The following is a 24,426-nucleotide window of genomic DNA, read 5'->3' as shown; positions in this document are numbered from 1 at the left end:
CTTAATCAGAAGGATGGCAGAAAGAAATGTCTTCATCAACTAATTCAGTGACTACAGCATTGCCCAACAATAGCTTGCATAGAAATACTCAAACATTAGATGAAGCAATTTCAGCCTGCAAACAGGCATTGTCTAAAAATCCTCATGATGCAATCGCTTACAATGACTTGGCAGAAGTTCTCTATGTTCATGGACAGCTAGAAAAGGCAATCATTGCTTGCGATCGCGCACTCAAAATCGATCCTAATTTTGCTCTGGCTTGCAAAAATCGAGGTAGCATTTTGCAAGCACAGGGACATTTAGATCAGGCAAGAAATTGGTTCGAGAAAGCAATTCAACTCGATCCACAAAACGACTTGTTTCATCAGCTTCTAGAGAATTTGCTGGTTGAACAACGCTATCTTGAAGAGGTAACGATTAACGCTCATCGTCAAGCTACTACGCTCAGCCCAGATTCCTCTGAAGCTCACTATCAGCTTGGGAAAGTCCTGGCTCAACAAGGAAAAGTTGACGAAGCAATTGGCTGTTTTCGGCTAGCAATTACGCTGAATTCAGAGGTTTTTCAGCTCTATTTTGATTTAGGAAATTTGCTGCTACAGAAGAATCATCTGCCAGAGGCGATCGCCTGCTTTCAACATGCTGTTCGGCTCAGCCCAGAAGATGCCCAAGCTCACCATTACTTAGCCGAAGCGCTAGTTATTCAAGGACAGACCGAAGCGGCGATCGACTGTTATCATCGCGCAATTCAGCTAAATCCAGAACTTTACGAGTCACATCAGCGATTAGGGGAAGCTCTGGCAATTGTGAATCAGCTAGCAGCTGCGACTGCTAGCTATCGTCGTGCAGCCGAACTAAACCCAACTTCTCATGTATCTTATTTCTATCTAGCTGACATATTGGAGCGGCAGGGGCAGCTAGAAGAAGCGATTTTGTACTATCAGAAAACGCTTGAATTAAATTCTGAGAACCATATTGCTTCCTATCAACTAGGTCGAACTCTAGAAAAACTGGGGCGAGTTGATGAGGCGATCGCCTCATATCGTCAGTCCACTCAATTGAACCCAAACTTTTGCTGGTCTAACTATGCATTAGGAGAAGCACTTGCATGGCAGCGAGATTGGCACAATGCGGAAGAATATTATCGTCGGACGATCAAATTGAACCCAGACTTTTTTGGAGCTTACGAGAAACTAGGAGACGTTTTATCTCGACGTATTTCACATCGATTCTACCCCTGGGTAAAAGACAATCTATTACAACCAGGGAGACTCGAAGAAGCGACTTTCTGCTACCAGAAGGCTATTCAGCTTAATCCAAGCAATTTTTGGAATTATTTTCAGTTAGGGAACGTCTTTTCAACCCAGAAAAAAATTAATGAAGCAATTCCTTACTATCAACAGGCCTGTTATCAAAAGCTGATTAAGATCAAGCCTGATTTAGCAAACTATTCCTGGCAGTTTGGTAGCTCACACAAGCCAGACTTTTTCATTTTGGGGGTCGGTAAAGCGGGCACAACTTCTCTGTATAAGTACCTGGTCAAACATCCCCAAGTTTTGCCTGCCCTACAGAAGGAAGTTAATTTTTTTAGTCACTATTTTGATGAAGGATTACCCTGGTATTTAGCCCAATTTCCCTGCGAAATTGAAGGGCTAAAGTTTTTAACTGGGGAGGCAACACCATGCTACCTTGCATTTCCTGAAGCTGATCAAAAGTTATTCTCCTTATTTCCTGATGCAAAACTCATCCTGCTCCTGAGAAATCCAGTAGATAGGACGATTTCTCACTATCATGATATTGTGCGGGCGCATTATGAAGAACGTTCTTTAGAGACCGCAATTTTTTCCGAATTAGAAATTTTGAAGGATGCTACAGAGGAAACTTTAACTGACGGTAGTTATTTCAGTAAGTCTTGGAGTTATGTCTTAAATAGTCTTTACGTGTATTCAATTAAAAGATGGACGAAGCTATTTCCTAAAGAAAATTTCTTAATTATAAAGAGTGAAGACTTGTACGCAAATCCTGCGAAGGTAGTAGCAGATACTTTCAACTTTTTGGGATTGCCTAACTACCAGCTCAATAAATATAAGAATTACTACCCAGGAGACTATAAGTCTCCTGTAAGTGAATCGTTACGGCGGACCTTAGCGGATTACTTCAAGCCACACAATCAGATGTTGGAAGAATATCTTGGTATTGAGTTTAACTGGAATTAGTCAGTGATACAAATCTCCCCTTAATTTGTTCTAATCCAAAAGGAGCTTCCGTGTCTAGCCACACTTGCGTCAATCTCTAGCTTCTTCCATAGAGGTAATAGAATGTTGCTAAGCTCTGGGTCAACGCCTACAAAGGCGTTAGGTAACAGAACATCGAATTTTTTGCCTTCTGCTAAGAGATAGGCTGCCAGCATGTACTGCTCAGAATAGTGTCTATCTTTCCACTGAGGCGGATAGTCAAAGGGTAGAAAGACATCATGAAATTCTACAAAAATGCCTCTCTTTAATCGAGGCAAAATATCTAAGAAAACGACCGCTACGTCTGAATTCATAAATAGACGATGGGAGTTATCAACGAATAGAAAATCTCCTTCTTCTAACTGCTCAAAAATACTAACATCAACATCCTCAATTGGTTTTCTAACCATTGAGTCGCAGATTGAGTTCACTTCGTCCCGCGGCTGCGGATCAAAGGAAAAAATTTTGGTTCTTAAATTGCCATCGGTAATTGCTCGTCTCGCAAACTTAGTAGAATTTCCCGATCCAATTTCAAAATATTGTCCAGGGTTACAGAGCCGTAGCAGGCAATAAAGTGCAGTTGAATCGCTTCCTGGAATCCAAGAATTAATCCAGGCAGGCTCTTTCAGATTGTCTGGATCAGGCACTTTAGGAAGTTTGAGTAAATCACTTTCATACTTCAGAAATAGATTCAATACTTCCTTATAGGACTGTCTGCGCTTATCAATAAGCTCGTAAAGTTTTGCATGGGGAGGCTTACCATATCCATATCGAGGCTGTGGATTTACTGGGTAGTCTAAAGTAATGTCCATGCGTTGTGAGTTATTTTCAGGTAAGTGAGGGTAAGTATACTTCCTAAGTAAGCGATATTGTAGAGTGTGTCAGGCAAAGCCGTAATGCACTGTGTTACAAAGCTTGATATGTTAGCAATAGCGTAACGTATCATACATGAACTAAGCCTACTTATTTAAGTATTTTTTCTTGTTGGACAGAGCAAATTAAGTTTTGCCATTCTACTGAAGTAGTCAGGTAATAAGTATCTAGTTTTTCTCCTTTTTCAAGAGAAAATTTTGCAAAACTTTCTATCCAATTTAGAACCGCTTCCGTTCTTGAGAAGGGAATGTCTTTTATGGATGTTTTTAGTAGTTTGGACATTCCACTCAAATCACCCTGATGCTGTAACCGCCAAGCATTCCACACTATAGAGCCATAGGCGATGCGTTTGGCTAACTCTTGAATCCAAGATGGATCAAGTAAATCTGTCTCGTTCTCACCTTTAGTAGAGTCCTCACCAGACAAAGCTTGCTCAATCATGGCAATATGCTCCGCCAGCATTCGCTCTTCTTTGAACATTTTGGCGGCTCGTTGATGACACGCTTGACCCACAGAGGCGCGTAATTGGTTATCCCCAGCCCAAGCTTGAAGCGTATTGACTAACTCTCTAACGGTTCCCTCTGGATCTCTATTGGGATCGGGTAGTAGTTTGCCAGTGTCGCCAAGTTCTTCGGGAATGCCACTAACAGATGAGGCAATCACAGGCAATCCTTTTGCCATTGCTTCCATCACAGATAAAGGCATCCCTTCAGCTTTTGAAGGAAACACAAAAATGTCGCTTGCCGTGAGCAAATCAGGAATATCTGAGCGCTGTCCCAGGAATTTTACTCGCTCTGTAACGCCCAGTTTCCTAACAGACTCCTTGAGCTGCGATTCGATGTTGGAGTAGCGATCGCCCGTCCCCGTTCCCGCCCACAAAAAGTAAAGCTTTTCCCAAACCTCAGTCTGTTTGAGCTGCTGAATTGCCTCTAATAGATACTGATGCCCTTTAACGGGTGCAAGGCGAGCAGAGGTTAAGCAGGCGATCGCTCCATCGGGCAATCCCAACTGCTGCCGCAGTTTTCCTCGAATTGATGGATCGGGTGGTTCAAAATATTTGGCGGGACGACCGTAATGGATGATCTGGATTTTGCTCTGAGGAATTCGATAGATTTGGTGAATTAGATCTGCATTCTCTTGAGAAACAGCCACTAAGGCTTTTGCTTGACTGTAATGATGAGAAACAGCGTCGGTATAATCTACTCCATCTCCATAGGAAAAGTTGGCGCATTCAGCATTAATGAATCCCAAAACAATCGCATAGGGGATACCTAACTGAATTGCAGCTTGCTTTGCTGCAAAGGTGGAAAATGGCCAGCCATCGCTAAACACGATTAGATCAGGCTTCGCTTCTCTAAAGATATTTTCAGCACTGCCAAGATCCTTGAGCGTGCGCGTAAAGTCTTGACCCGATGTAAAACCTAAATTGATTTGCTGAATGCCTAATTCTTGCTCCCGTTCAATTTTTTCATTGAGCGGTTTACCATGAGCATTAGACACCTGATAGCCCAAATTCTTGAGTTGACAAACCAGGGAATGTTCGTACTGAGCTAAGCCCCCTTCTCCCGGATCATCACTATATAAAAGAATGTGTTTCATTAAAGTTGAGCTGAAGAAATAGGGTGGCGATCGCACTGCTTGATAACATTTATCACTCGCTGCCAGTCGGATGAATTAATCAAAGAGTATACATCTAACTCATAGCCATATTCAGCTGAAGCTGAGGTAAAAAGATTAATCCAGTTTAAGACAGTTTCAGTCGATGAAAGTGATGTGTAGTTTAAAGATTTCTCTAAACAGGTTGCCATCTCTTCGCTACAGCCGTCTCGATACATTCTCCAGGCAATCCAGACTAAGCTTTGATAGCGTTCCTGCGCTTTTAGCTGGCGAATTGAGTCTGGAACGTCAGCTCGATCAAAAAATTGATCCATGACGTTTTCCATATCGGCGCGTAGTCTGGAACCGCTCGACATCAGACTGTCAGAATGCTGACGATAGCAAGCGTGAGTCTGGCGTACCCAAACAATTTCGCAGCCCATCAACGCCAGCCTAAGCATCCAGTCTAAATCTTCTCCAATCGCAAAATCAGTATTGAAGCCATTAGTCCGCTCACACCAGTCTCGATGGACCATCAAGGCGCTAGGACGAGAGACTTTATAAAGTACCAGTGTGGCTAAATCGAGTTTGGGCGCGTAGTGCCACGGTTCTACAGTGGAAACAAATTTTCCTTGCTGGTCGATTATTTGCCAACCCGTTTTGACCATACCTACGGATGGATTGGCATCGAAGTAAGCAACCTGAACGGCTAATTTATCGGGTGAAAATAGATCATCTCCATCCAGGAAAGCAATCAGTTCACCCCTAGCTAATCGCATACCCCGATTACGGGCTGCTGCTGCTCCCTGGTTTTGTTGATAGACGTATTGGAGGCGATCGCCATACGCCTTTGCCACCTCCCGAGTTGCGTCTGTGGAGCCATCATCCACCACAATGATTTCGTAGTCGCTATAGGTTTGATTCAGTACGCTTTCGATCGTTTCAGCAATATATTCAGCACAGTTATAGGCTGGAATAATCACACTAACTCTAGGTGTTTTTTGAGTTAGAACGATATGCGTTAACTGCTTCCATTCGGGTAAGTTACTGAGTGCATGAGCGTCCAATTCTTCCCCAGAACCGAGTGCATAATCGCTGAAGGATTGCACCCAATTAGACACAGTTGCTGAAGGTAAATAGGGCGAATAAAGCAACGCACGACGCAAATATTCTGACATTTTGCTCAGTTGAGAAGTTTGGTAGAATCGCCAGCCTAGCCAAACTAAATAATTGTAATGGGCCGCTCTTTCTAGCTTAGAAATAGACTTAGGTAAGTCAGGTTGAGCAAAAAAGCTTTCATAAATTGCGTCAAAGGATTCTGCTTGCTTCAACACATTTTGGTGGCTGGTAGCGCTGCTGGAGTGCCGCCGATAGCCTAGAGATAGTTTCTCTATCCAAGCCGATTCACAGCCCATCGCAGCCAAACGAATTAACAGTTCTGCGTCCTCCGCATAGCTGAGCCGCGTGTCGAATGCGCCTGCTTCCAGCCATTTGCGCCGCAGCATCAGAGCGCTGGGCAGAACGGGTCGCCACAGTAACCAGGTTTCCAGGTTGAGGTGCGGCAGTCCTAGCCAAGGTTTATGTTCTGCAATGATGTCCTTGCCCTGTTCATCAACCATGTACCAACCGCTGGAGACTACACCCAACGAGGGTTTTGCTTCAAAGCAGGCAACCTGGTCAGCTAATTTGTCGGGAAGGAAAAAATCGTCTGCGTCCAGGAAAGCAACAAATTCACCCTTGGCTGCTTGAATTCCGAGGTTACGGGCAGCCGATACGCCCTGATTTTCCTGGTGAATATAGCGGATGCGGTTGAGATAGGGCTTCAGTACATGCTGGGTTTGGTCGGTAGAGCCGTCGTCAACGACAATGATTTCAGAGTTGCTGTAGGTCTGATTCAGGACGCTCTCGATCGCCTGAACGATGTAGCGATCGCAGTTATAGGTCGGAATCACCACGCTCACGAGCGGCATTCGTTGAGCAAGTTGACTAGCCATCTAATCACCCCAGCGGACAGCGTTTTCGGCACAAGTATCGCCCTAACTTTAGCCCATTCTCGCTGCAAAATCCTGAAAGTATGAGCAAAAGCCTGTGTTCTGAAATGTATCAGTGTGGCGATCGCCACCACAAGATTCTCTGATGACACTGAGAGCATGGGAAAGGCAAATAAATCACTCAAGCAGGTTCTAGAGACCTACAGCATCAGCCAAAGTCGACTAGCTTTGGCTTCTGGCATTGATCGATCTACACTCTTTATGTGGCTGCATGAGCAGGAGGAACCTGCCCCAGAAACCATCGTTGAAATCGTCAAAGCTCTGAAGCAGATTAATCCTGATGCGGCTCAGCAGTTTATTCAGCTTTATCTAAGCTAAGCCATGAGTCTGGAACAAAATTTAGGATATTTCTTTTTTGATAAACGCTTGCTCAACCGAGCTTTGACCCGCAAAGCCTATGCACTGGAGCAAAAACAGCAGAACCAGATCCATGAAGATCAGGAAATTTATCGCACGCTGGGAGATAGCGTTCTAAAGACGGTCTTGACCGAATTTTTAGTGCGATCGGGCTGCAACTCCAGGCAAGAAATCACAACTAGAAGAATTGAGCTAGAGCGGGAAGAAAACTTGGCTCAGCTGGGCAAAGTTTTAGAAGTTGGGCTGTTTATTAAACTTGGGGTGGGCGAAAAGAAAATGCGGGCAAACGAGCAACCCTATGTATTAGCTGAAACGCTAGAGGCAATTATTGGCGCAGTCTATTTAGACGGGGGATTTAGTAACGCTAGAGGGGTAGTCAAAAAAATATTTCAGAACGATTTTCCAGATGAGGTTTGAAGGCTAAAGTTTGGAGAGGGCGATCGCTACTATCGTTTAATGCTTGAATTGCCTTAGGCTAACTTTCCTTCAAAGAAAATAGCCTAAGGCTAAAAACATCGATAGCTCAACCATTGCAACTGTGTAGATGCAATCTTACTTTTGTGATTTGCGCGTCAGTATAGAGCCAGCACCAAGCATTCCAAACGCAAAAAGCCCAAGTAAGGAAGCAGGCTCAGGTACTGGTTCAGAAACCACCTCAGGGCTAAAGAGCAACGCTTGCCGATTCCTAATAGCAGGTGTATTGAAAGAAAACTGCAGGACCTCACCTCTTTGACTACCAAATGCATCACGGATACCAATGGTTGCGTCATTTCCAAAGGCTCGAAAGTCTTCGGAGTCCACATCTAGATAAGAGAACAAAATTTCATTACTTTCCTCAAAAAGAACTGTTTGGAAAGTAACAGCGCTCGGAGAATCAGGAAAACCTTCGGCAAGGTTCCATTGAATAATGAAGCGCTGTTGTCCTGACTCACCTAAAGCTTGGAGATAGCTAGCATCTGTACCAGGAGAGAAGAACTGCCAGTCATCCCATAACGGTGCAATAATTGGCAAATCGTCAGATTCTTCACTCAATAAGTTGACGTTGGCGAATTGGCCGCTTGACCCACCAAACGTTAGAAGACCATTGGGACTCCAAGAGATGCTGTTAAAGTCTTGCCCAAAGAAATTGAACGTGAATCCCAATTCGGCGGAAACCGTTTCATCGTCGGCACCAGCGAGTACACGGGTTCCTGTTGTAGAAATATCTTCAAATACAAATGGAACTTCAGTAACTGAATAGTCGAGATTGACAGAAGGAAATGTATTGACGGATAACTCATAGTCGCCCGACTCGAAATGGTCTCCGACCAAAGAAAAATCTGAAAATCCAGTTAAACCTAAATTGACATTTCCACTCTCAGGCACTATTCCAGAGAGTCTTGAGAGTGGTCTATCTCCCCCATCATCATCTGTTCCTAAAAGATTACCTTCATCATCTAGACGTCCTAGAATTGAGTCGAAATTACCTTGGATAAACTCAGCAACAAAGCTTGCACCAGCTTCAAGTCCTGTAAATGTAAAAAAGTCTACGTCACCAGGGCTTATAGAACCATTTACACTTGCTGCATCGGATGGTAAAACTTGACGATCAATAAAGGAATTATTGGGTTCAACCTCAGTAATTCCATAAGCTGGATAAGCGGATAAAACGGAAATTGCAAAGCATAGCTTCGTTAAGAGAATCTTCCTCATGATTTCTATCTCCGGACAGATGTTAACCATTATTTGCGACAGATTGCTGAGAGGATTAAGCTCAATAATCAGTAGTAAGGCTAGCTAGTGTTTTGAGGAAAGCATCAAGTACAGAGAGCATCTTTTTGAGAAAAAACAAAAACACTATTGCTCATAAATCTTTTGTAAAGATTTAGCTTGCTCCGCTCACCTTTGACCATTTTGAGCAATAGAGCAATGATTAGAATTCGGCTTTAACTTCTAGTGGGTTTGGTGCCACTCTGCTGCTTTCTCTCGAATTGCCTGTAGCTCTGCGGCTGGCATTTTATTGAGGTTTGCTAGAATGAAGTTCATCCTTCCCTGAGAGTTTAATTTGTCACGGTGACGAGCAAGAAAATCCCAGTAAAAAAAGTTGAAGGGACAGGCTTTTTCACCTGTGCGATCGCCTGCCTTGTAAACACATCCCTTACAGTAATCGCTCATTTTGTTGATGTAATTGGCTGAGGCGGCGTAAGGCTTTGAGGCGAGAATGCCGCCATCGGCAAATAGACCCATACCAATCACATTCGTCTGCATTACCCAATCGTAGGCATCAATAAAAGCAGAGTGAAACCAGCTTTCAACCTCTTGAGGTGACAGCCCGGCAATTAGTGAGAAGTTACTTAATACCATCAGTCGCTGAATGTGATGAGCATAGCCTAAGTTTTCTACCTGCTTCAGCGTTTGATGTAGACAATTCATATCGGTTTTGTCTGCATCCCAAAAAAACTCTGGTAGAGGTTGAGTATGGTTAAACCAGTTGCGTTGAGGGTAGTCATCTTCCACATAGGTATACAAGCCATGCATGTACTCGCGCCAACCCAAAACTTGGCGGATAAAGCCCTCCGCGCTATTCAAATCTAAATCATGCTGATAAAAGGCCCGTTCCGCAGCCCGAATCACTTCTAGCGGCTGCAATAATCCCAGATTCAGATATGGGGAAAGCAGCGCGTGCCACATCGTTTCTTCGCCTGTCACCATTGCGTCTTGATAGGGTCCAAAGGTTGGTAACCTTTCCTGAGTAAATACTTCCAGCACTTGTAGCGCTTGCTGACGGGTTACGCCCCAGCGGAACGGTTCAACGTTGCCGTAGGTGGAAATTTTTTCGGACTTAACCCAATCGATTACTGCCTGAGTAATATCATCTGGCTCAAACCAAAGTGGAGTAGGGGTTTTGAGTTTACTTTTGGGTGGTTTGCGGTTTTGTTTATCAAAGTTCCACTCACCTCCAGTAGGTTGGCTACCTTCCATCAAAACCTGAAAGCGCTTGCGTCCTTCTCGATAAAAGAATTCCATTAATAGGTTTTTTCGCCCTTTTGCCCATTTCCTAAACTCCTCTTTTGTCCAGAGAAAGCGATTGTTGGGGATAAAGGTGAGTTTGCAGGACAACTCTAGGGATTGGATGAGGTGAAGAAAAGGGCGATCGCTTGGCATCATCACCCGCAACTCGGTGACACCATTTGCTTTCACCCATTGATTTAAAGGTGTTGCAAAATCGTCTGCACTCTCATAGGCAACTGACCAGCCCGCCTGCCGCAATTCTTCGGCAAAGTGACGCATTGCTGACCAGACCAACACTAGTTTTTGCTGATGGTAAGGGCGCTGCTGTGCCCAATTTCGGGACTCAATCAGGATAACGGGCGATCGCTCTTCCTCAACGCAGCTTTGCAATGCTGCTTGCTCCATCCAAAGCTGGTCGCCCAATACCCAAATTCCCGTCGTCATATTCAAGGCATTATCGTCAGTAACCTCTTGATTCTAAAAGCTTCAGCAATGATAAGGATTGAGTATTGCTTAACAGAGGTATATTTTGAACTTAAAAGCTACGATTTCCTATTCAAAAACAGGCTTAGATCCAGCGATAGACAGAGATTGCTATAGTGTTGTAGGTTGCAAGTTACTGTAATCCGTGCATTTTCATTCAAGTTACACCAACTTGATTTGAGGATGTTGCAGATATGGGTAGGGGCGCACTGCTGTGCACCCTTACAGAAATTGATGTGTCGCGAAATCTGTTTAAACTGGTATCAGTATTAATTCTTCTATGGTTCAGGAATGGCATCGCGAAGAATACACAATTAGCACCGATCGCCAACGACTTGATTTGCAAGAGATCCATAATTTTTTGGCGAATCATTCATACTGGGCGATCGGTCGCTCTTTTGAGGCAGTCAAAAAGTCCATTGATCACAGTTTGCCCTTTGGACTGTATCGAGATACGCAATTAGTTGGTTTTGCGCGTGTCTTGACTGACTATGTGACTTTTGCCTATCTTGCAGATGTTTTTGTTGTGGAATCGTTTCGGGGAAACGGTTTGGGACAATGGCTTGTTGAGGTGATTTTGGCTCATCCAGAGCTTCAAAGTTTGCGACGGTGGCTGCTGGTGACTCATACTGCTCAACCGTTTTACCGCAAATTAGGTTTTACGGAACTTGAGCATCCAGAGCAACATTTGGAAAAACCAGTCCTCAAAACAGACATCAGGCTCCCTTAAGCAAGTGCCAGCACTGTTGGGCGATCGCCCAATCCTCCTCAGTGTGAATCACTAACACTCGTACCGCTGAATCAACGGTCGCAATGTCCTGATCGGCTGGGGAGTGAGTGTTTTTCTCAGCGTCAATGTTTAAGCCTAAAAAGGTAAATCCTTCACAGGCAGCCGCCCGAATTGCAGCGGAGTTTTCGCCTACACCAGCCGTAAAAATGAGAGCATCCAACCCGCCCAAACTAGCCAACATTGCGCCAATTGAGGAACGTAGGCGATGGATATAGATATCAAATGCTAGCTGAGCGCGAGTGTTGCCCTGGGCGATCGCCTGATCAATCTGCCGCATATCTGCCGATATGCCAGAAACGCCCTTTAGCCCCGACTCTTTGTTTAACATCTGATCCATCTGGTCAACGGTGTAGCCTTCCTGACGCATCAGGTGAATTAAAATACCCGGATCAACAGAACCAGAGCGGGTACCCATCATTAAGCCTTCAAGCGGCGTAAAGCCCATTGTCGTATCTATACTGTGCCCATCACGGATAGCGGTAAGAGAGCACCCGTTTCCCAGATGGCAGGTAATTAAACGCAGGTTTTTGAAATCTCGCCCTAAGATGTGAGCCGCCCGCTCAGCGCAATATTGATGGCTGATACCGTGGAACCCATAGCGCCGGACTCCCTGTTCAAACCATTCATAGGGAATCGGATAGGTTGCCGCAGCAGCAGGGATTTGAGCATGAAATGCAGTGTCAAAGACAGCAACTTGAGGAATCCGATCGCCCAGGGTTTTCTCGATCGCCTCAATTCCCTCCAAGTTAGCTGGATTGTGAGCAGGAGCCAGAGAAATGAGTCGAGCGATCGCCTCTTTCACGGGTTTGTCAATCAACACACTTTGCTGATACTCTTGCCCACCATGTACAACTCGATGCCCCACCACATCGATCTCAGAAGCTTGGGTAATTACCTGGGTTGAGCCGCTCCAGAGCGTATCCAGAACATGAGCGATCGCCGCCGCTCGATCTGCCGAAATTTCGGTTTGCAGCGTTTTCCCTTTCGCCGTTTTGACCTCGATTTCTGCAAACCCTGAGTGATGAGTCCAATCGACCTTTGCTTCCCACAATGGCAACGGTGATTGGTTGGGTAGCCCGTCATCCGCTATCTCGTACAGACAGCTTTTTTGGCTACTCGACCCAGCATTGAGAACCAGAATTTTCATAGTAGACCTACTCCACAACAAGAAAGGGATAATCAGGAGCAAGTCACTCTTGATTCAACGACTCACTGTAGTTGATAGAGACATTTGACGCTGCATGAAACAAATATTGTCCTGCTCCCAACACCAGTTTAAAGAAGATAGTTGTACCTGGAATGCCTCTCTATGAACAGTGAAATCGCTTCTAAATCCGACTGTTTGTCCGGGTTGGATGACTTCAGATGGAAAGACCAGAGAACCTATTCCTCCTCCCATCACGTTTCCGCCAGAGTAACCGTAGCTTAAGCCTGCTGCTCTGACCGCTTGATCGCTGTTATTGGTCAGACAGCCAACTAAAAAATCACCATCCGGCTCAAACCCATCTCGATAAAACTGGAGCTGGCTAAGTTCTAGTTGTGGCTGTCCAGAGGGGCTGGCTGATCGACACAGGGATTCGGTTGTCTGAGTTCTAGCAGTTTGAGGTTTAGCGAGCTGAGAATGTCCTGAGTTTGGTGTTGCTGCTGTAGGAGTTGATGAGGTGACAGACGGAGTGGGGACTGCTGCCACGTGCCCTTGTGCCCGTAGCTGAGCCACCATCATATTGCGTCGATATTCCGCAATCTTTTGCTGAACCCTCTCATAGTTCGCAGCTGATGTAGGAATAGTCTCTAACTGGGCGATCGCTCTTTGCCAGCGACTAGCTACTAAATTCCAGTCGTCTTGGGAAACTGCAGTTTGAGCCGCGATCGCTGCGCTCATCCCTGTATCCAACGCTGCTTGAAATGAACTGCTTTCAGATGTGCCTGTGGGCGAATCAGCACCAGATTCCAAATTGGGTTTTGCATCGGTAGAAGCTGGTGAAACGGATGCAGTTGGAGAAGAATCTGTCGAAACAGATGACGCTGAGTTTACACATCCAGCTACTAGTATCAATACCGAAAGCGATACAACTGATTTATCTAAAGTCAACCGCAGATTCATATAAGTAATGATTAGGGGAAGGAATTGACCAGCACATAGTTACCCTATCTTTCCCCGTCCCTGGATAGAAACACAGGAAGTCAAATACTGTAAAAATTCAAACAATTGTGAAGCGATCGCCCGATCCTCTATCTCAACTCGGCTACCTTAGAGGTAAGGGGATTCGAGGCGGAGTAAACTCTGAAGGACAAGTAAAATCAACAGATCTGTCTTTTGGAGGAGAAAGCCAATAGCTGAACCCAACTGTCGAAAGAAGTAGTGAGTCTCTCCTTTGGGATACAACCACAAGTAGACTCAAGGGCAACATTACAGGGATGCGAACGGCAATGTCTAGTCACTATGGGGTACTTGAGAGTACTGCAGACCGAGAGATGAATCTGAACGAAGTTTCTGATAGACAAATACCTGTTAACGATGTAGAAATGCCCGTACAGGGGTTTTGGGCAGCACCGGTTGTATTGATTGCTTTAGCTGGGGTTGTACTGGCTTTGAGGCGATCGCTTACCTGGAAACTGACGCACAGTTACGTTCCTCCTTCTCCAAAATTAAAGCAATTACCCTGCTCAAACTGTCGCTTCTTTGGCTCCAATCCTTACCTTAAATGTGCGGTACATCCAGATAAAGCACTAAAAGCAGAAGCCATGACCTGTTCTGACTATTGGGCGCAGGATAGCGACCGATTTTCTCGTTAAAGAGAAATACCTTCTCCGAATGCAATATCGACTGAACTATCGCCCCTATAGCCGTCGTTTTCGACAACCGTTACTCACTAGTCATGGTCTGTGGAGCGATCGCCAGGGGATTTTGTTGCAACTGACTGATGCTGAAGGGCAAGTTGGACTAGGTGAAATTGCCCCGATTGAATGGTTTGGCAGTGAGAGCTTATCTCAGGCGTTGGCGTTTTGTCAGCAGCTACCTGAGCAAATTACGATAGACACTATTTTCTCGATTCCAGATAGTTTGCCTGCCTGTCAGTTTGGCTTTGAGTCTGCCTGGGAAAGTTTGGATGACAGCAGTTTGGCAAAATCCAATCCTACCCTCACCTACAGCAGCCTTTTACCCACAGGAAAAGCTGCTCTGTCTGCCTGGGAGCCGCTTTGGAGTCAAGGGAGCCGCACATTTAAGTGGAAAATTGGTGTAGCGCCTGTAGCGGAAGAATTACAGGTGTTCACTCAACTGGTACATGCTTTACCTTCCACTGCCAAACTGCGACTTGATGCCAATGCAGGACTAAACTGGCAGCAAGCCTGTACCTGGCTAGAGGTAGCTGATAGCGTTGGAGTTGAATTTTTAGAGCAGCCTTTACCCGTCAGTCAGTTTGACCAACTGTTGAAACTGAGCGATCGCTTCCAAACGCCGCTCGCCCTAGACGAATCGGTCGCCACGCTAGCGCAAATGCAGCAGTGTTACCAGCAGGGCTGGCGCGGAATTTTTGTCGTGAAAGCAGCGATCGCAGGTTCTCCAGGTCGTTTGCGTCAGTTTTGTCGAACCTATGAGCCTGATGTGGTGTGGTCGTCCGTGTTTGAGACGGCGATCGCCCGGCGTTTCATCGAAACAAAGCTAATTGCTAATCTCCCACCTCCCTCCAGAGCGATCGGTTTTGGCACTGAACATTGGTTCGCAGAAGATTGGCAAGCGTCTTTTGAGAATGTATCTTTTCAGAAGTAGTAGCCAAGCAAAATCTTATGACCCCCCTAACCTATTTGCCCCATCAAACCGCAAATGACTGGTTAGGTGGATGTGATAGTGAGAAATTTGCAGAACTGGTTACACAGTTTTTAGCAGAATTACACTCACTTAAGGCTTCAGGTAATTTACCTAAACTTTTGTTAGTTGAGCCAGATCCAATTCGCTTCTTGGCTCGTTTTATTGCCGCTTGTAGCGCAAACTATCCCGTCTTTTTAAGCAATCCTGGCTGGGTTAAAGCAGAGTGGGAGCAAGTTCTGAGCCTGGTTCAGCCCGATTTAATCTGGGGAGAGGCAGATCGAGTAACTTGCAGTTTACCTGCTTTTCCAGATATATCCCTTAAAAACCTTACACCTAGCTTAACTACAGAATCCCATCACGCTCAATCAGGATGGATCATGATTCCAACAGGTGGGTCGTCCGGTAAAATCCGGTTTGCAATTCACACCTGGCAAACGTTAATGGCTGCGGTGCAAGGGTTCCAGCAGTATTTCCAGACGAATCAGATCAATTCCTTTTGTGTATTGCCGCTTTATCACGTGAGTGGGTTGATGCAATTCTTACGCTCATTTACCACGGGGGGAAAACTGGTGATTGTGCCTTTCAAAGCAATCGAAAGAGAAATGAGAGAGATTGATCCGGCAGAGTTTTTTATCTCTCTAGTACCAACTCAACTCCAGCGACTATTACATGATTCTCATTCGAGAGACTGGCTTACACAGTTCCACACTGTGCTGTTGGGAGGTGCCCCAGCCTGGGCTGATTTGCTGCAAGTTGCCCGAAAGCATCAGATCCGACTGGCTCCAACCTATGGCATGACGGAAACTGCGGCTCAAATTGCGACGTTAAAGCCAGATCAGTTTTTGGCAAATCAGAGTCACTGTGGAAAAGTTTTACCTCATGCTCGGATCACTATCTGGGATGCCAACCTGCCTTTAGGAGCAAACCAATTAGGTCAAATCACAGTTCAAGCTGATTCCCTTGCCTTGGGTTATTACCCTGAACCGGGTTTTGGAGAGACATTCAGGCTAGATGATTTGGGTTTTTTGGATGAGCAAGGCGAATTACATGTCGTCGGGCGAAACAATGACAAGATTATTACGGGTGGAGAAAATGTATTTCCAATTGAGGTAGAGGCAGCAATTCGGGCAACGAAATGTGTTGCAGATGTAGCGGTGCTGGGGCTAAACGATCGCCATTGGGGACAAGTCATAACCGCAGTTTATATCCCGAAAAATTCAGCCATTTCTGCGGATAGTTTGCGACTCGCCCTGAGCGATCGGCTCAGCAAATTCAAACAGCCTAAATACTGGATCGACGTCAAATCTTTGCCCCGTAACGCTCAAGGAAAGATCAATCGAGAGCAGCTACGCCAAATCGCTGTTGATTGGTTGGCTACTCGCTCCACTGATCCAGCCAGTGAATGATTTCTGCTGATAAAGGACTGCGGGTTCTGCTAGCCGAATCAATGCAAACGTGTCTGCTCAACGCTCTTGATAGGCTGGCAGGCAGGACGGATAGATCAGGTGAACTGTTAGCCTTCGCCGCAAATAGGTGATAAGTAATTTCAAATTCGTCTGGCTTGGTCTGTTTGGGCTGCATTTGGATAGCGAGGCGATCGCCACAAAACATCGGGCGGAAAAAATCGACACTCGCATGAGCGATCGGAAATGCAGTTTTTGCTTTACCAAAAAATTGTTTCAAATCAACGCCTGCTGCTGCCAGAGAAGCTTCATAAGCCTCGTGGCACATTGATAAGATGTTAGTAAAATAAACGACTCCAGCCGCATCCGTGTCTTGGAAAAACACGGTTCGCAAATAGACAAATGCCATAAGTGTTAACCTGAAGAGTAACTTAAGCCTTGCAATTTAAGCCTTGCAATGGTTTTTGTGAAAGGTCATATAGGTCGGGGTGTTCAATTACAGCAGTTGTTGTAAACCTGTTGATAGGAAAATTTACTCATGCGGTTTCATAAAATTGGTTCTATTAGCCTAATCACGCTGTTGATGACCTTACTCATAGGTGGACTTGGCAGCGTTGCTCTGTCTCAAAAACAGCCCAGTGGGTTAAGCGGAAATATGATAAAGGCGATCGCCCCTTCCGCTCAAACTCTGCCCAACACAAAGCAAAATCAGAGCAATGAGCAAATAATACTAGATATTCAAGGCGCACTTGAAGAAGGAGATCTCGTGTTGCCTCAGGACGGTAGCCTGTACGACGAACACACCTTTGAAGGGCGGGCCGGACAGTCTGTAGCGATTGATTTAGAGAGCGCTGACTTCGATACATTTCTCATCTTGCTCGACCCCCAAGAGCAAATTGTTGGGCAACATGATGACGTTTCCCAAGACAATCTCAACTCCACGCTAAACGTTAGCCTACCTGTTGATGGTACTTACACCGTGATTGCAAACGGCTTTGACAGCAACAGCAGAGGTCGATATCAGCTCCTCATTAGAACGCCCACTCGGTCTGCCAGTCGTTAAGCGAGCGTATCTCGCTAGCCACCACTACGAGAAGCCGATGATTTTGGGGTGGTATGGAGTATTCTAGTTCACCCCAGGTCAGCGGATTGAAACACAAAAGCGGGATGCTTAATGTGAATGTCCTCATTTAAGTACAGCTGCCTAATAATGGCTTCGATTTGTCTCACTTCGACTTCGTTGCCATCAACCAGCACTACATATTCATATCGGGAAGGACAAGAGAGCTCTAACAAAGCATTCTGTTGAGCAAGGCGATGACAGGTCATCGTTTCGAGTAAGCCGCAACCCGTTGCTCCAACTCCGGCACCTGCAATCGTTCCTAACAAGGTTGCTTGGACCGTTCCAACTGCAAGAAGTAACCCAACTCCGGGAATAGCCAAGAAACCAAGCCCTGCCATACAGCCTCCTACAGCGCCCAATAGCGTCCCTGCCAGAGTCGCGCCTGTGACTCGTGCCTGAATTTCGTCTTCAGCTCTGGGTTGCAGGCTTACTTCATGACCCTGCTCATCTGCGCTCAAAGGGATAACGGAAAGGTGAACGTTATAAAAGCCATACTTTTTCAGCTTATTAATAATCTGTTCTGCATCTTGAAAGTGAGTAAACTTTGCAACTGGACGCGGGCTAGGGACATAGACCATTTTTCCCTCCTGGGAGGTACAAAGAGATAATGTGGGTGCAGATTTATGCAGAGCTATACAAAACTGACAAAACCTGCCACAGTCGGTGACGTATGACACAGGGGCTTTTTGTTGGCCCGTACTTTTAGTAAATAGAACTTTTAGCTAGTCGGCTAAACAGGTTGACAAAATTCAAAATAAAAAGAAATTTTTTAACAAACTGCTATTCAGCATGAAGCAATTCAGGTTATGAAATGCTTACATTGTGTACAAGCTCCAGGTTTATGATTGGGTATTGGTTTGACTAGGTTTATGTTCAGGCGACTTGAAAGAGAGCTTGGCATTGCTAAGCCGATGTAAGTAGCCGATGTAGGTAAAGGAGCACGGGAGTTGGAGCATACTAAGCTCACTTGCATATTGGAACTCTTAGCGGTGGGGCGTTCCACGTCTCTAACTCCACCGGGAGAAACACAGTTAGAAACTTTGCTTTTAGCAGATAAGCCACTGTTCAACGCTTTTGGAGTAACTGCGGCTAATGTGAAATCTGTTGTGCAGCAGCGATCGCACCTACTCCAGCAGATTTATCCCGAATTCGACTCCTTTTGCCGAACCCACTTAGGTTGGCAGACCTGTTCGCTAGAAACCCTGTGGAATCTATGGCTACCTCTGGCAATTGAGCTTGCCGAAAAACGCCGTCAGTTAGAACGTCCCCTGATTCAAGGCATCTTGGGCGGACAGGGAACTGGAAAAACGACGCTAGCAGCCATTTTGGCCCTGATTCTAAAGCACTTGGGCTATCGAGTATGCAGTTTGTCACTCGATGATCTGTACAAAACCTATAGCGATCGCCTCCAGCTTCAACAAGCAGACCCGCGTTTGCGCTGGCGTGGACCACCGGGAACTCATGACATTCAGCTAGGCTTGACTACTCTGCAACAGTTGCGTTTAGCTGAGCCATCCCAGCCCGTGCAGATTCCCCGGTTTGACAAATCTGCCTGGAATGGAGCAGGCGATCGCACCGATCCAGAAACCGTAGCCGGAGTAGACATCGTTTTGTTTGAGGGTTGGTTTGTCGGTGTGCGACCCATTGACCCAGCTTTGTTTGAAACTGCACCGCTACCCATTGTCAGCCCTGACGATCGCGCCTTTGCCTGCGAGATCAATCAGCGATTGCATGAGTATCTACCACTTTGGGAATTGCTTGACGCTCTGATCTTGCTTTATCCAAAAGATTACCGCCTCAGTCAACAGTGGCGACAGCAAGCGGAGCAACAAATGAAAGCAACGGGGCGATCGGGCATGACAGATTTAGAAATTGAGCAATTTGTCAGCTATTTCTGGCGATCGCTGCACCCTGACCTATTCATCACTCCGCTGCGACACAATCCACACCTGGTAGACCTGGTGATTGAAATTAACCCCGATCACTTACCGGGTGCCGTTTGCCGTCCTGGCTAATCAGAACGTCATAATTACCACAGATGTTCAGCAGCCCTCGGAGCAAAATTCTGTTATACAGGGTCAAGACGTTCAGGGCTGTGTAGGACTTAACATGCAAACTCACTTTTCCAGACAACGAGATGTTGGTAGCCTTTCTACCCGGCAATGGGGCGCAATGTTTCTGGCAATTCCAGTGATCTGCTTGACGGTGCCGTTGATCTGGTCGCTCTGGATCAGACAGCAATCGGTGTCAGATCGCCCAACCGATCAGACAACTGCTGAAACTGACACACCCCAACTTTTAGATGAGCAAAACCAGCAGCTAGAACAACAGCGATCGCTCATACTCGTTTTAGCTATAGCGGCTAGTATTGGCATCTTGAGTTCTGCCGCAGCCTGGTATTTCTTAAATCGCCTCTCTCAAGAATTGCAAGAGCGAACCAAACAGCTTCAGGAAAGTGAGAGTTTGACGCAGGCGATCGCTGCCAATGTAGTTGATGGCATTATTACACTTAACCAGCAGGGACAGATCGAAACCTTTAACCAAGCAGCAATGCAAATGTTTGGCTATGAGCCAGCCGAAGTAAAGGGTAAAGAGATCAGTGTGTTGTTGCCCTTGTCAGATGAGAATGGAGAGGCGATCGCCCAGGATGACCAAAACCAGATTGTTCCAAAAACGATCACGGGCAAGCTCTTTCAGCCTGTCCGTCAGCAAAAAGGAATGGGTAAACATAAGGCTGGAACTCCCTTCCCTATAGAAGTTTCGGTGAGCGACATCCCGGTTAACGATCGCCATATTGTCGTGATTCACGATATCACTGCAAAAGAGCAGGCAGAGGCAGAGCTACAACGGCAATCTAATGAACTGAATCGCCTCGATACTGCTTTAACCAAAACAAAAGCAGAACTACAGTCCGTTTATGTAGCTTGCTATGATTTGAAGTCACCGCTCCAGGCAATTTCTCACCTCTCAAAGTGGATCGAATCAGACCTGAGTAACTGGGTGGTCGAGGAAACTCAACCCCAAATGAATCTCTTGCGAGAACGAGTCGATCGAATGGAGGGTTTGATTCACGGGATTCTTCAGCAATCACCGGGAAAGGATGAGGAATGAGGGAGGTACAGCTTGTTCCCCTAAAGTGAGAACAGTATCATCCTCATTTTGAACCCCTAGAAGTTTTGAGCCCCTAAAACAATGGCACATTCACATCAATTGAAGCACCAAAAATTGCGCTGTTGAAATCAACATCTGAGTCAGATGAGTCACCAAAGCTCACTCCGCCAAATAGAATAATACGGCTGTTGCGAGAAAGGTCGTAACTCAACTGCGCCACAACCTGGTTGTAAAGATCTTCTCGATCTTGTTGGGTAAAGTTAGTTAGGGTGAGTTGGTAATCTAACCCGACTTGGAGGTCAGGCTGAAGGTTGTAATTGAGTCCAACGCCTACAGTGTTGGTGATGCGGCTGCGATCGCTTGGGTCTGCAAACCCTAACCGCAGTTGATAGAAACTATCCAGTCTTAGATCGGAGGCTAACGGGTCGCGTCGTGCCAGGGTTAGCCGCAGAGAGTGATCATTGAAGAAGCGATCGCCATCATCAAAAAGCTGCTGATTGCTCCAACCAATCTCACCATAAGTACGAGCCGACAAAAACTGGCGAAGGCTAGCTCTAAACTCCAACTCTCGATAGTCCAGTTCTGACAGTTCGTTGTAGTGGACTAGCCCACCTTCTACCGAAGCAAGCAATAGTGTATCTGGTCCAAGACGGGGAGCTGCTAAAAGCGTAGCACTGAGGCTGATTAGCTCATCCTCAATCGGGTCAAGTCGGTCTAACAAAATGTTGTCGCTCTTAAAGTAGCTCAACCGACCGATGAAGAAAACAGTTTCAGCAGGAGAATCTGACTGAGTCTCGATCTGCTCCAACTCTTGTTCTCGTAATCTCAGAATTCCCAGTTCTTCATCACCTTCTGACTCGTCAACTTGCTCATTAGTTAGGGCTGGGTCTGGTTCAGATGGTGGTTCAGCCGGTAGTGTCTGCTGTAGTTCTTGTTCATTAGTTGGGACTAAGTCTGGTTCAGCTGATGGTTCAGTCGGTACTGTCTGCTGCAATTCCTGTTCCCGCAGCCGCAAGACTCCTAATTCTGGGTCGCTAGCTCCAGTGGTATTGACTTCAGAATTTTCTTCTGAGACGAAAGCTTCTGTTTCAGGTCGTCCAACCCTGGATTGAGTAATCATTTCGGGAGGTGCTACTTGACCCCTAAATGGCATCTGAAGTGACTCAACCTTGGGATTGGCGATCGCCTTGTCTACAGCAGTTTGTCTGGAAGGTGACTGCCCCTCAACGTGAGGTGTAATGAGTGAGTCAGGTGGAGCAGTTTTGGGAACAGCATAAGCAGCACTGTTGTAGACAAAAGCAATCCAGAAAATTGGTAACTTCAGGAGATTAAAGTCTAGAGGTGCGGATTGCTTGTGCTGGTAGGTAGGAGCTTTCCTGTTTGCCGAGATAGATGTTTGAGGAGCATTAAACTCTCTCCAAATTCGGCTGCGTCTTAAAAACACCGGTTAAATTCTTCCATTTCAAAAAACATATCTGGGGATGGTTAATCCGATCAGGCAGACTATTTCCTGATATAAAAGTTGGACACTGCCAGCTTTTATATCAGGAAATAGTCTGTCCCCACGTTACTTAACTCAAAGCTGGTCTCCGCTCATCTGTCCTGATTGCCAATGCCAATGCCGTTGCCAAGGCGGTCATCGTTGCTGAGACGGTCGTTGTTGTCATTCTCAGAGCGTTCTTCATCTCGACCATCTCTGTTGTTGGGGATATTGATGACAGGGCGATTGTTGCCGTTCCCATTACCGTTTCCAGGGCGGTTGTCACTGTTGCCGTTACCGGTGCCGTTCCCATTACCGTTTCCAGGGCGGCTGCCACTGTTGCCATTCCCGTTGCCATTGCCATTTCCAGGACGGTCGTCGCTGTTGCCATTCCCATTCCCGTTGCCATTCCCGTTGCCATTCCCGTTGCCATTCCCGTTGCCATTCCCGTTGCCATTCCCGTTGCCATTCCCGTTGCCATTCCCAGGACGGTCGTCGCTGTTGCCATTCCCGTTGCCAGGAATTCCAGGACGGTCATCATCATCATTGTCAGGACGGTCATCGTCATCATTTCCAGGACGGTCGTCATCATCTCGACCATCTCTATCATTGGGAACGTCTATAACAGGGCGTCCCCCGCCATTGCCGTTGCCGTTGCCGTTGTTACCGTTACCGTTGCCATTGCCGTTGCCGTTGCCGTTGTTACCGTTACCGTTGCCATTGCCGTTGCCGTTGCCGTTGTTACCGTTACCGTTGCCATTGCCGTTGCCGTTGTTACCGTTGCCGTTGCCGTTACCATTCCCGTTGCCATTTCCGGGACGGTCATCATCGTCATCATTTCCAGGACGGTCGTCATCATCCCGACCATCTCTGTCATTGGGAATGTTTATGACAGGGCGTCCCCCGCCATTGCCGTTACCGTTGTCATTCCCGTTGCCATTGCCGTTACCGTTGCCATTACCATTGCCATTCCCATTGCCGTTGCCGTTACCGTTGCCATTACCAGGAGGTGTCTGCCCTTGTCCGGGTGGGTTGTTCCCAGGAGTAGGACGATCGTCGCTTCGGCCCTGTTGGGGAACTACATCTCGAACGGTTGGGTCTTGTACTGGAAGCCTGTCAGTAACTGGAGTGGTGATAATCTCGCCAGCATTCCGATCAGGAGTAACGTTTGGCTCCTGTTCAATAGAGTCTCTGCCTGGAGGTGTATTATTTGTTCCTGAATTGGTAGGTGGGTTAGTAGGATCAGATGAGGAATTAGCAGGTGTATCAGGAGTTGTTGCGGTGGGCTGTTCACCCTGCTGTGGCGAGCGCACAAACTCAGGGTTCTCGATTACCTCTGCGTCTGAGAGAGGAGGTTGAGCGCTAACTGCGGCCCGCATTTCCTCTTGAACGGGGGCGATCGCTTGATCAGGAGTTTCTAAAACTTCAGTTGGAGTGAGCCCACGAACTAGCTCACTCGATTCATAAAAGGTAGTGAGGTCAAAGTCATAAACCCCTTCTAGGCGATCGCCCACTGCCACTGCGAGTTGACCACCCCGAAGCTCTTGCGTTTGAGAGCCATCTTGGTTAGATACTTCAATCCCGCTATCGGTTAGAGCACCTACAATCGTGGTGTCTGTCTCAGGAATGTAGCGAACAAATAGAGCAGAACCTTGAATTCCAGCTGCTGCGTTGGGTGTGCGGATGTTGGTTCTGCCTTGTCCCGGTGGAATCAGCAGCAAAACCGTTCCGTTAGAAAGCTCAAAATTGCGTGTTCCAGATGAAAACCGGAACACGACCTGTTGTCCCAACCTTCCTAAAGAACCATCATTAAACCGGAGCTCTGCCGAAGATGAGCGGGCAGTTGAAAGCCCGTCTCCAGGAGTGAGTACGTCAGAAATGCGAGCATTACGGGAAGACTGGCTCTGAGGCAGCAGTTGAACCCGATTTCGAACTGCCTCAATGACTGCCCGCCTTAGAACCGTCTGAGCGTGGACTTCCGTCGGTAAAAACATCAAGCTGCATACGAGTGCAGCAATTACGGGAGTAATACGACTGAACATTGGCAGTCTCCATTCGCTGAAGTACAAAGCACTTCACGCTTTGCAAAACACAAACTCTTCAAGTGGCTCTGAAAACCTCTTTCC

21 protein-coding genes are annotated in these 24,426 nt (G+C 46.5%); 10 read left to right on the top strand and 11 right to left on the bottom strand.

Going from position 1 to position 24,426, the window contains the following annotated elements; translation table 11 throughout:
- Positions 1-26: 26 nt before the first annotated feature.
- Positions 27-2,213: a tetratricopeptide repeat protein gene (locus H6F93_RS27425; protein WP_190687839.1), complete on the top strand. Its 2,187-nt coding sequence runs from the start codon at positions 27-29 to the stop codon at positions 2,211-2,213.
- Positions 2,214-2,233: 20 nt separating this feature from the next.
- Here H6F93_RS27425 and H6F93_RS27420 read toward each other — a convergent pair whose 3' ends face one another.
- The 3 genes from H6F93_RS27420 to H6F93_RS27410 all read right to left on the bottom strand — a co-directional run bounded on the left by H6F93_RS27420 (position 2,234) and on the right by H6F93_RS27410 (position 6,694).
- On the bottom strand, positions 2,234-3,043 hold the full coding sequence (locus tag H6F93_RS27420) for a class I SAM-dependent methyltransferase (RefSeq protein ID WP_190687835.1): 810 nt from the start codon (positions 3,041-3,043) through the stop codon (positions 2,234-2,236).
- A gap of 151 nt (positions 3,044-3,194) precedes the next feature.
- On the bottom strand, positions 3,195-4,703 hold the full coding sequence (locus H6F93_RS27415; RefSeq protein ID WP_190687832.1) for a glycosyltransferase: 1,509 nt from the start codon (positions 4,701-4,703) through the stop codon (positions 3,195-3,197).
- Positions 4,703-6,694: a glycosyltransferase family 2 protein gene (locus H6F93_RS27410; RefSeq protein ID WP_190687829.1), complete on the bottom strand. Its 1,992-nt coding sequence runs from the start codon at positions 6,692-6,694 to the stop codon at positions 4,703-4,705. Before H6F93_RS27410 ends, H6F93_RS27415 begins: the two co-directional genes overlap by 1 nt.
- Before the next feature lie 156 nt (positions 6,695-6,850).
- On the opposite strand from H6F93_RS27410, the gene H6F93_RS27405 reads away from it, so the two are divergent.
- Both H6F93_RS27405 and H6F93_RS27400 read left to right on the top strand, forming a co-directional pair.
- Positions 6,851-7,069 carry a helix-turn-helix domain-containing protein gene (locus H6F93_RS27405; protein WP_190687826.1) on the top strand — a complete coding sequence of 73 codons (219 nt, stop codon included), beginning with the start codon at positions 6,851-6,853 and terminating at the stop codon, positions 7,067-7,069.
- A 3-nt stretch (positions 7,070-7,072) separates the two neighbouring features.
- On the top strand, positions 7,073-7,525 hold the full coding sequence (locus tag H6F93_RS27400) for a ribonuclease III domain-containing protein (RefSeq protein WP_190687823.1): 453 nt from the start codon (positions 7,073-7,075) through the stop codon (positions 7,523-7,525).
- A 135-nt stretch (positions 7,526-7,660) separates the two neighbouring features.
- Here the strand turns inward: H6F93_RS27400 and H6F93_RS27395 are convergent, their stop codons facing one another.
- Both H6F93_RS27395 and H6F93_RS27390 read right to left on the bottom strand, forming a co-directional pair.
- Positions 7,661-8,800 carry an NIDO-like domain-containing protein gene (locus H6F93_RS27395; RefSeq protein ID WP_190687820.1) on the bottom strand — a complete coding sequence of 380 codons (1,140 nt, stop codon included), beginning with the start codon at positions 8,798-8,800 and terminating at the stop codon, positions 7,661-7,663.
- Between the two features lie 240 nt (positions 8,801-9,040).
- The gene (locus H6F93_RS27390) at positions 9,041-10,543 is read right to left on the bottom strand and encodes a cryptochrome/photolyase family protein (RefSeq protein WP_190687817.1); all 1,503 of its coding nucleotides are present in this window, start codon (positions 10,541-10,543) and stop codon (positions 9,041-9,043) included.
- 319 nt (positions 10,544-10,862) lie between these two features.
- Here H6F93_RS27390 and H6F93_RS27385 point away from each other — a divergent pair, with 319 nt between their 5' ends.
- A complete protein-coding gene (locus H6F93_RS27385; RefSeq protein WP_190687803.1) occupies positions 10,863-11,312 on the top strand; it encodes a GNAT family N-acetyltransferase in 450 nt (149 codons plus the stop codon).
- Here the strand turns inward: H6F93_RS27385 and H6F93_RS27380 are convergent.
- Together H6F93_RS27380 and H6F93_RS27375 are read right to left on the bottom strand one after the other, a co-directional pair.
- Positions 11,299-12,519: an acetate kinase gene (locus tag H6F93_RS27380; RefSeq protein WP_190687800.1), complete on the bottom strand. Its 1,221-nt coding sequence runs from the start codon at positions 12,517-12,519 to the stop codon at positions 11,299-11,301. The two genes, H6F93_RS27385 and H6F93_RS27380, sit on opposite strands and share 14 nt — an antisense overlap.
- Positions 12,520-12,573: 54 nt before the next feature.
- A complete protein-coding gene (locus H6F93_RS27375; RefSeq protein WP_190687797.1) occupies positions 12,574-13,476 on the bottom strand; it encodes a hypothetical protein in 903 nt (300 codons plus the stop codon).
- Positions 13,477-13,847: 371 nt separating this feature from the next.
- Here H6F93_RS27375 and H6F93_RS27370 point away from each other — a divergent pair, with 371 nt between their 5' ends.
- From H6F93_RS27370 to H6F93_RS27360, 3 genes are read left to right on the top strand one after another with little or no spacing between them, the layout of a single operon-like run.
- Complete coding sequence (locus tag H6F93_RS27370; RefSeq protein WP_190641331.1) at positions 13,848-14,168, top strand: hypothetical protein; 321 nt, start codon at positions 13,848-13,850, stop codon at positions 14,166-14,168.
- A gap of 19 nt (positions 14,169-14,187) precedes the next feature.
- Positions 14,188-15,144 carry an o-succinylbenzoate synthase gene (locus tag H6F93_RS27365; RefSeq protein ID WP_190687794.1) on the top strand — a complete coding sequence of 319 codons (957 nt, stop codon included), beginning with the start codon at positions 14,188-14,190 and terminating at the stop codon, positions 15,142-15,144.
- Between the two features lie 17 nt (positions 15,145-15,161).
- Positions 15,162-16,589, top strand: a complete 1,428-nt coding sequence (locus H6F93_RS27360) for a 2-succinylbenzoate--CoA ligase (protein WP_190687790.1) — start codon at positions 15,162-15,164, stop codon at positions 16,587-16,589.
- On the opposite strand, the gene H6F93_RS27355 is transcribed toward H6F93_RS27360, so the two are convergent.
- Positions 16,558-16,995 (bottom strand): acyl-CoA thioesterase, encoded by a 438-nt coding sequence (locus H6F93_RS27355; protein WP_190687787.1) that lies wholly within the window; start codon positions 16,993-16,995, stop codon positions 16,558-16,560. The genes H6F93_RS27360 and H6F93_RS27355 overlap by 32 nt on opposite strands.
- A gap of 129 nt (positions 16,996-17,124) precedes the next feature.
- Between H6F93_RS27355 and H6F93_RS27350 the strand changes: the two genes are divergently transcribed.
- Positions 17,125-17,649: a PPC domain-containing protein gene (locus tag H6F93_RS27350; RefSeq protein WP_190687783.1), complete on the top strand. Its 525-nt coding sequence runs from the start codon at positions 17,125-17,127 to the stop codon at positions 17,647-17,649.
- Positions 17,650-17,717: 68 nt separating this feature from the next.
- Here the strand turns inward: H6F93_RS27350 and H6F93_RS27345 are convergent, their stop codons facing one another.
- Positions 17,718-18,287 carry a hypothetical protein gene (locus H6F93_RS27345; RefSeq protein WP_190687781.1) on the bottom strand — a complete coding sequence of 190 codons (570 nt, stop codon included), beginning with the start codon at positions 18,285-18,287 and terminating at the stop codon, positions 17,718-17,720.
- Between the two features lie 411 nt (positions 18,288-18,698).
- On the opposite strand from H6F93_RS27345, the gene H6F93_RS27340 reads away from it, so the two are divergent.
- Entirely contained in the window at positions 18,699-19,724 is a 1,026-nt protein-coding gene (locus H6F93_RS27340; RefSeq protein WP_347277360.1) for a glycerate kinase, read from the top strand.
- Complete coding sequence (locus tag H6F93_RS27335; protein WP_190687778.1) at positions 19,675-20,820, top strand: PAS domain S-box protein; 1,146 nt, start codon at positions 19,675-19,677, stop codon at positions 20,818-20,820. The genes H6F93_RS27340 and H6F93_RS27335 overlap by 50 nt, the downstream gene beginning before the upstream one ends.
- Before the next feature lie 73 nt (positions 20,821-20,893).
- On the opposite strand, the gene H6F93_RS27330 is transcribed toward H6F93_RS27335, so the two are convergent.
- Positions 20,894-22,264 (bottom strand): outer membrane beta-barrel protein, encoded by a 1,371-nt coding sequence (locus tag H6F93_RS27330; protein ID WP_190687776.1) that lies wholly within the window; start codon positions 22,262-22,264, stop codon positions 20,894-20,896.
- A gap of 149 nt (positions 22,265-22,413) precedes the next feature.
- A complete protein-coding gene (locus H6F93_RS27325) occupies positions 22,414-24,342 on the bottom strand; it encodes a FecR family protein (RefSeq protein ID WP_199314065.1) in 1,929 nt (642 codons plus the stop codon).
- Positions 24,343-24,426: the final 84 nt, after the last annotated feature.

Origin of the sequence: Leptolyngbya sp. FACHB-671 (genome assembly GCF_014695745.1) — a bacterium.
GTDB lineage: Bacteria > Cyanobacteriota > Cyanobacteriia > Elainellales > Elainellaceae > JAAUTN01.
Note: the sequence above shows the minus strand (reverse complement) of the source record. Positions and strands in the feature narration are given on the sequence as shown.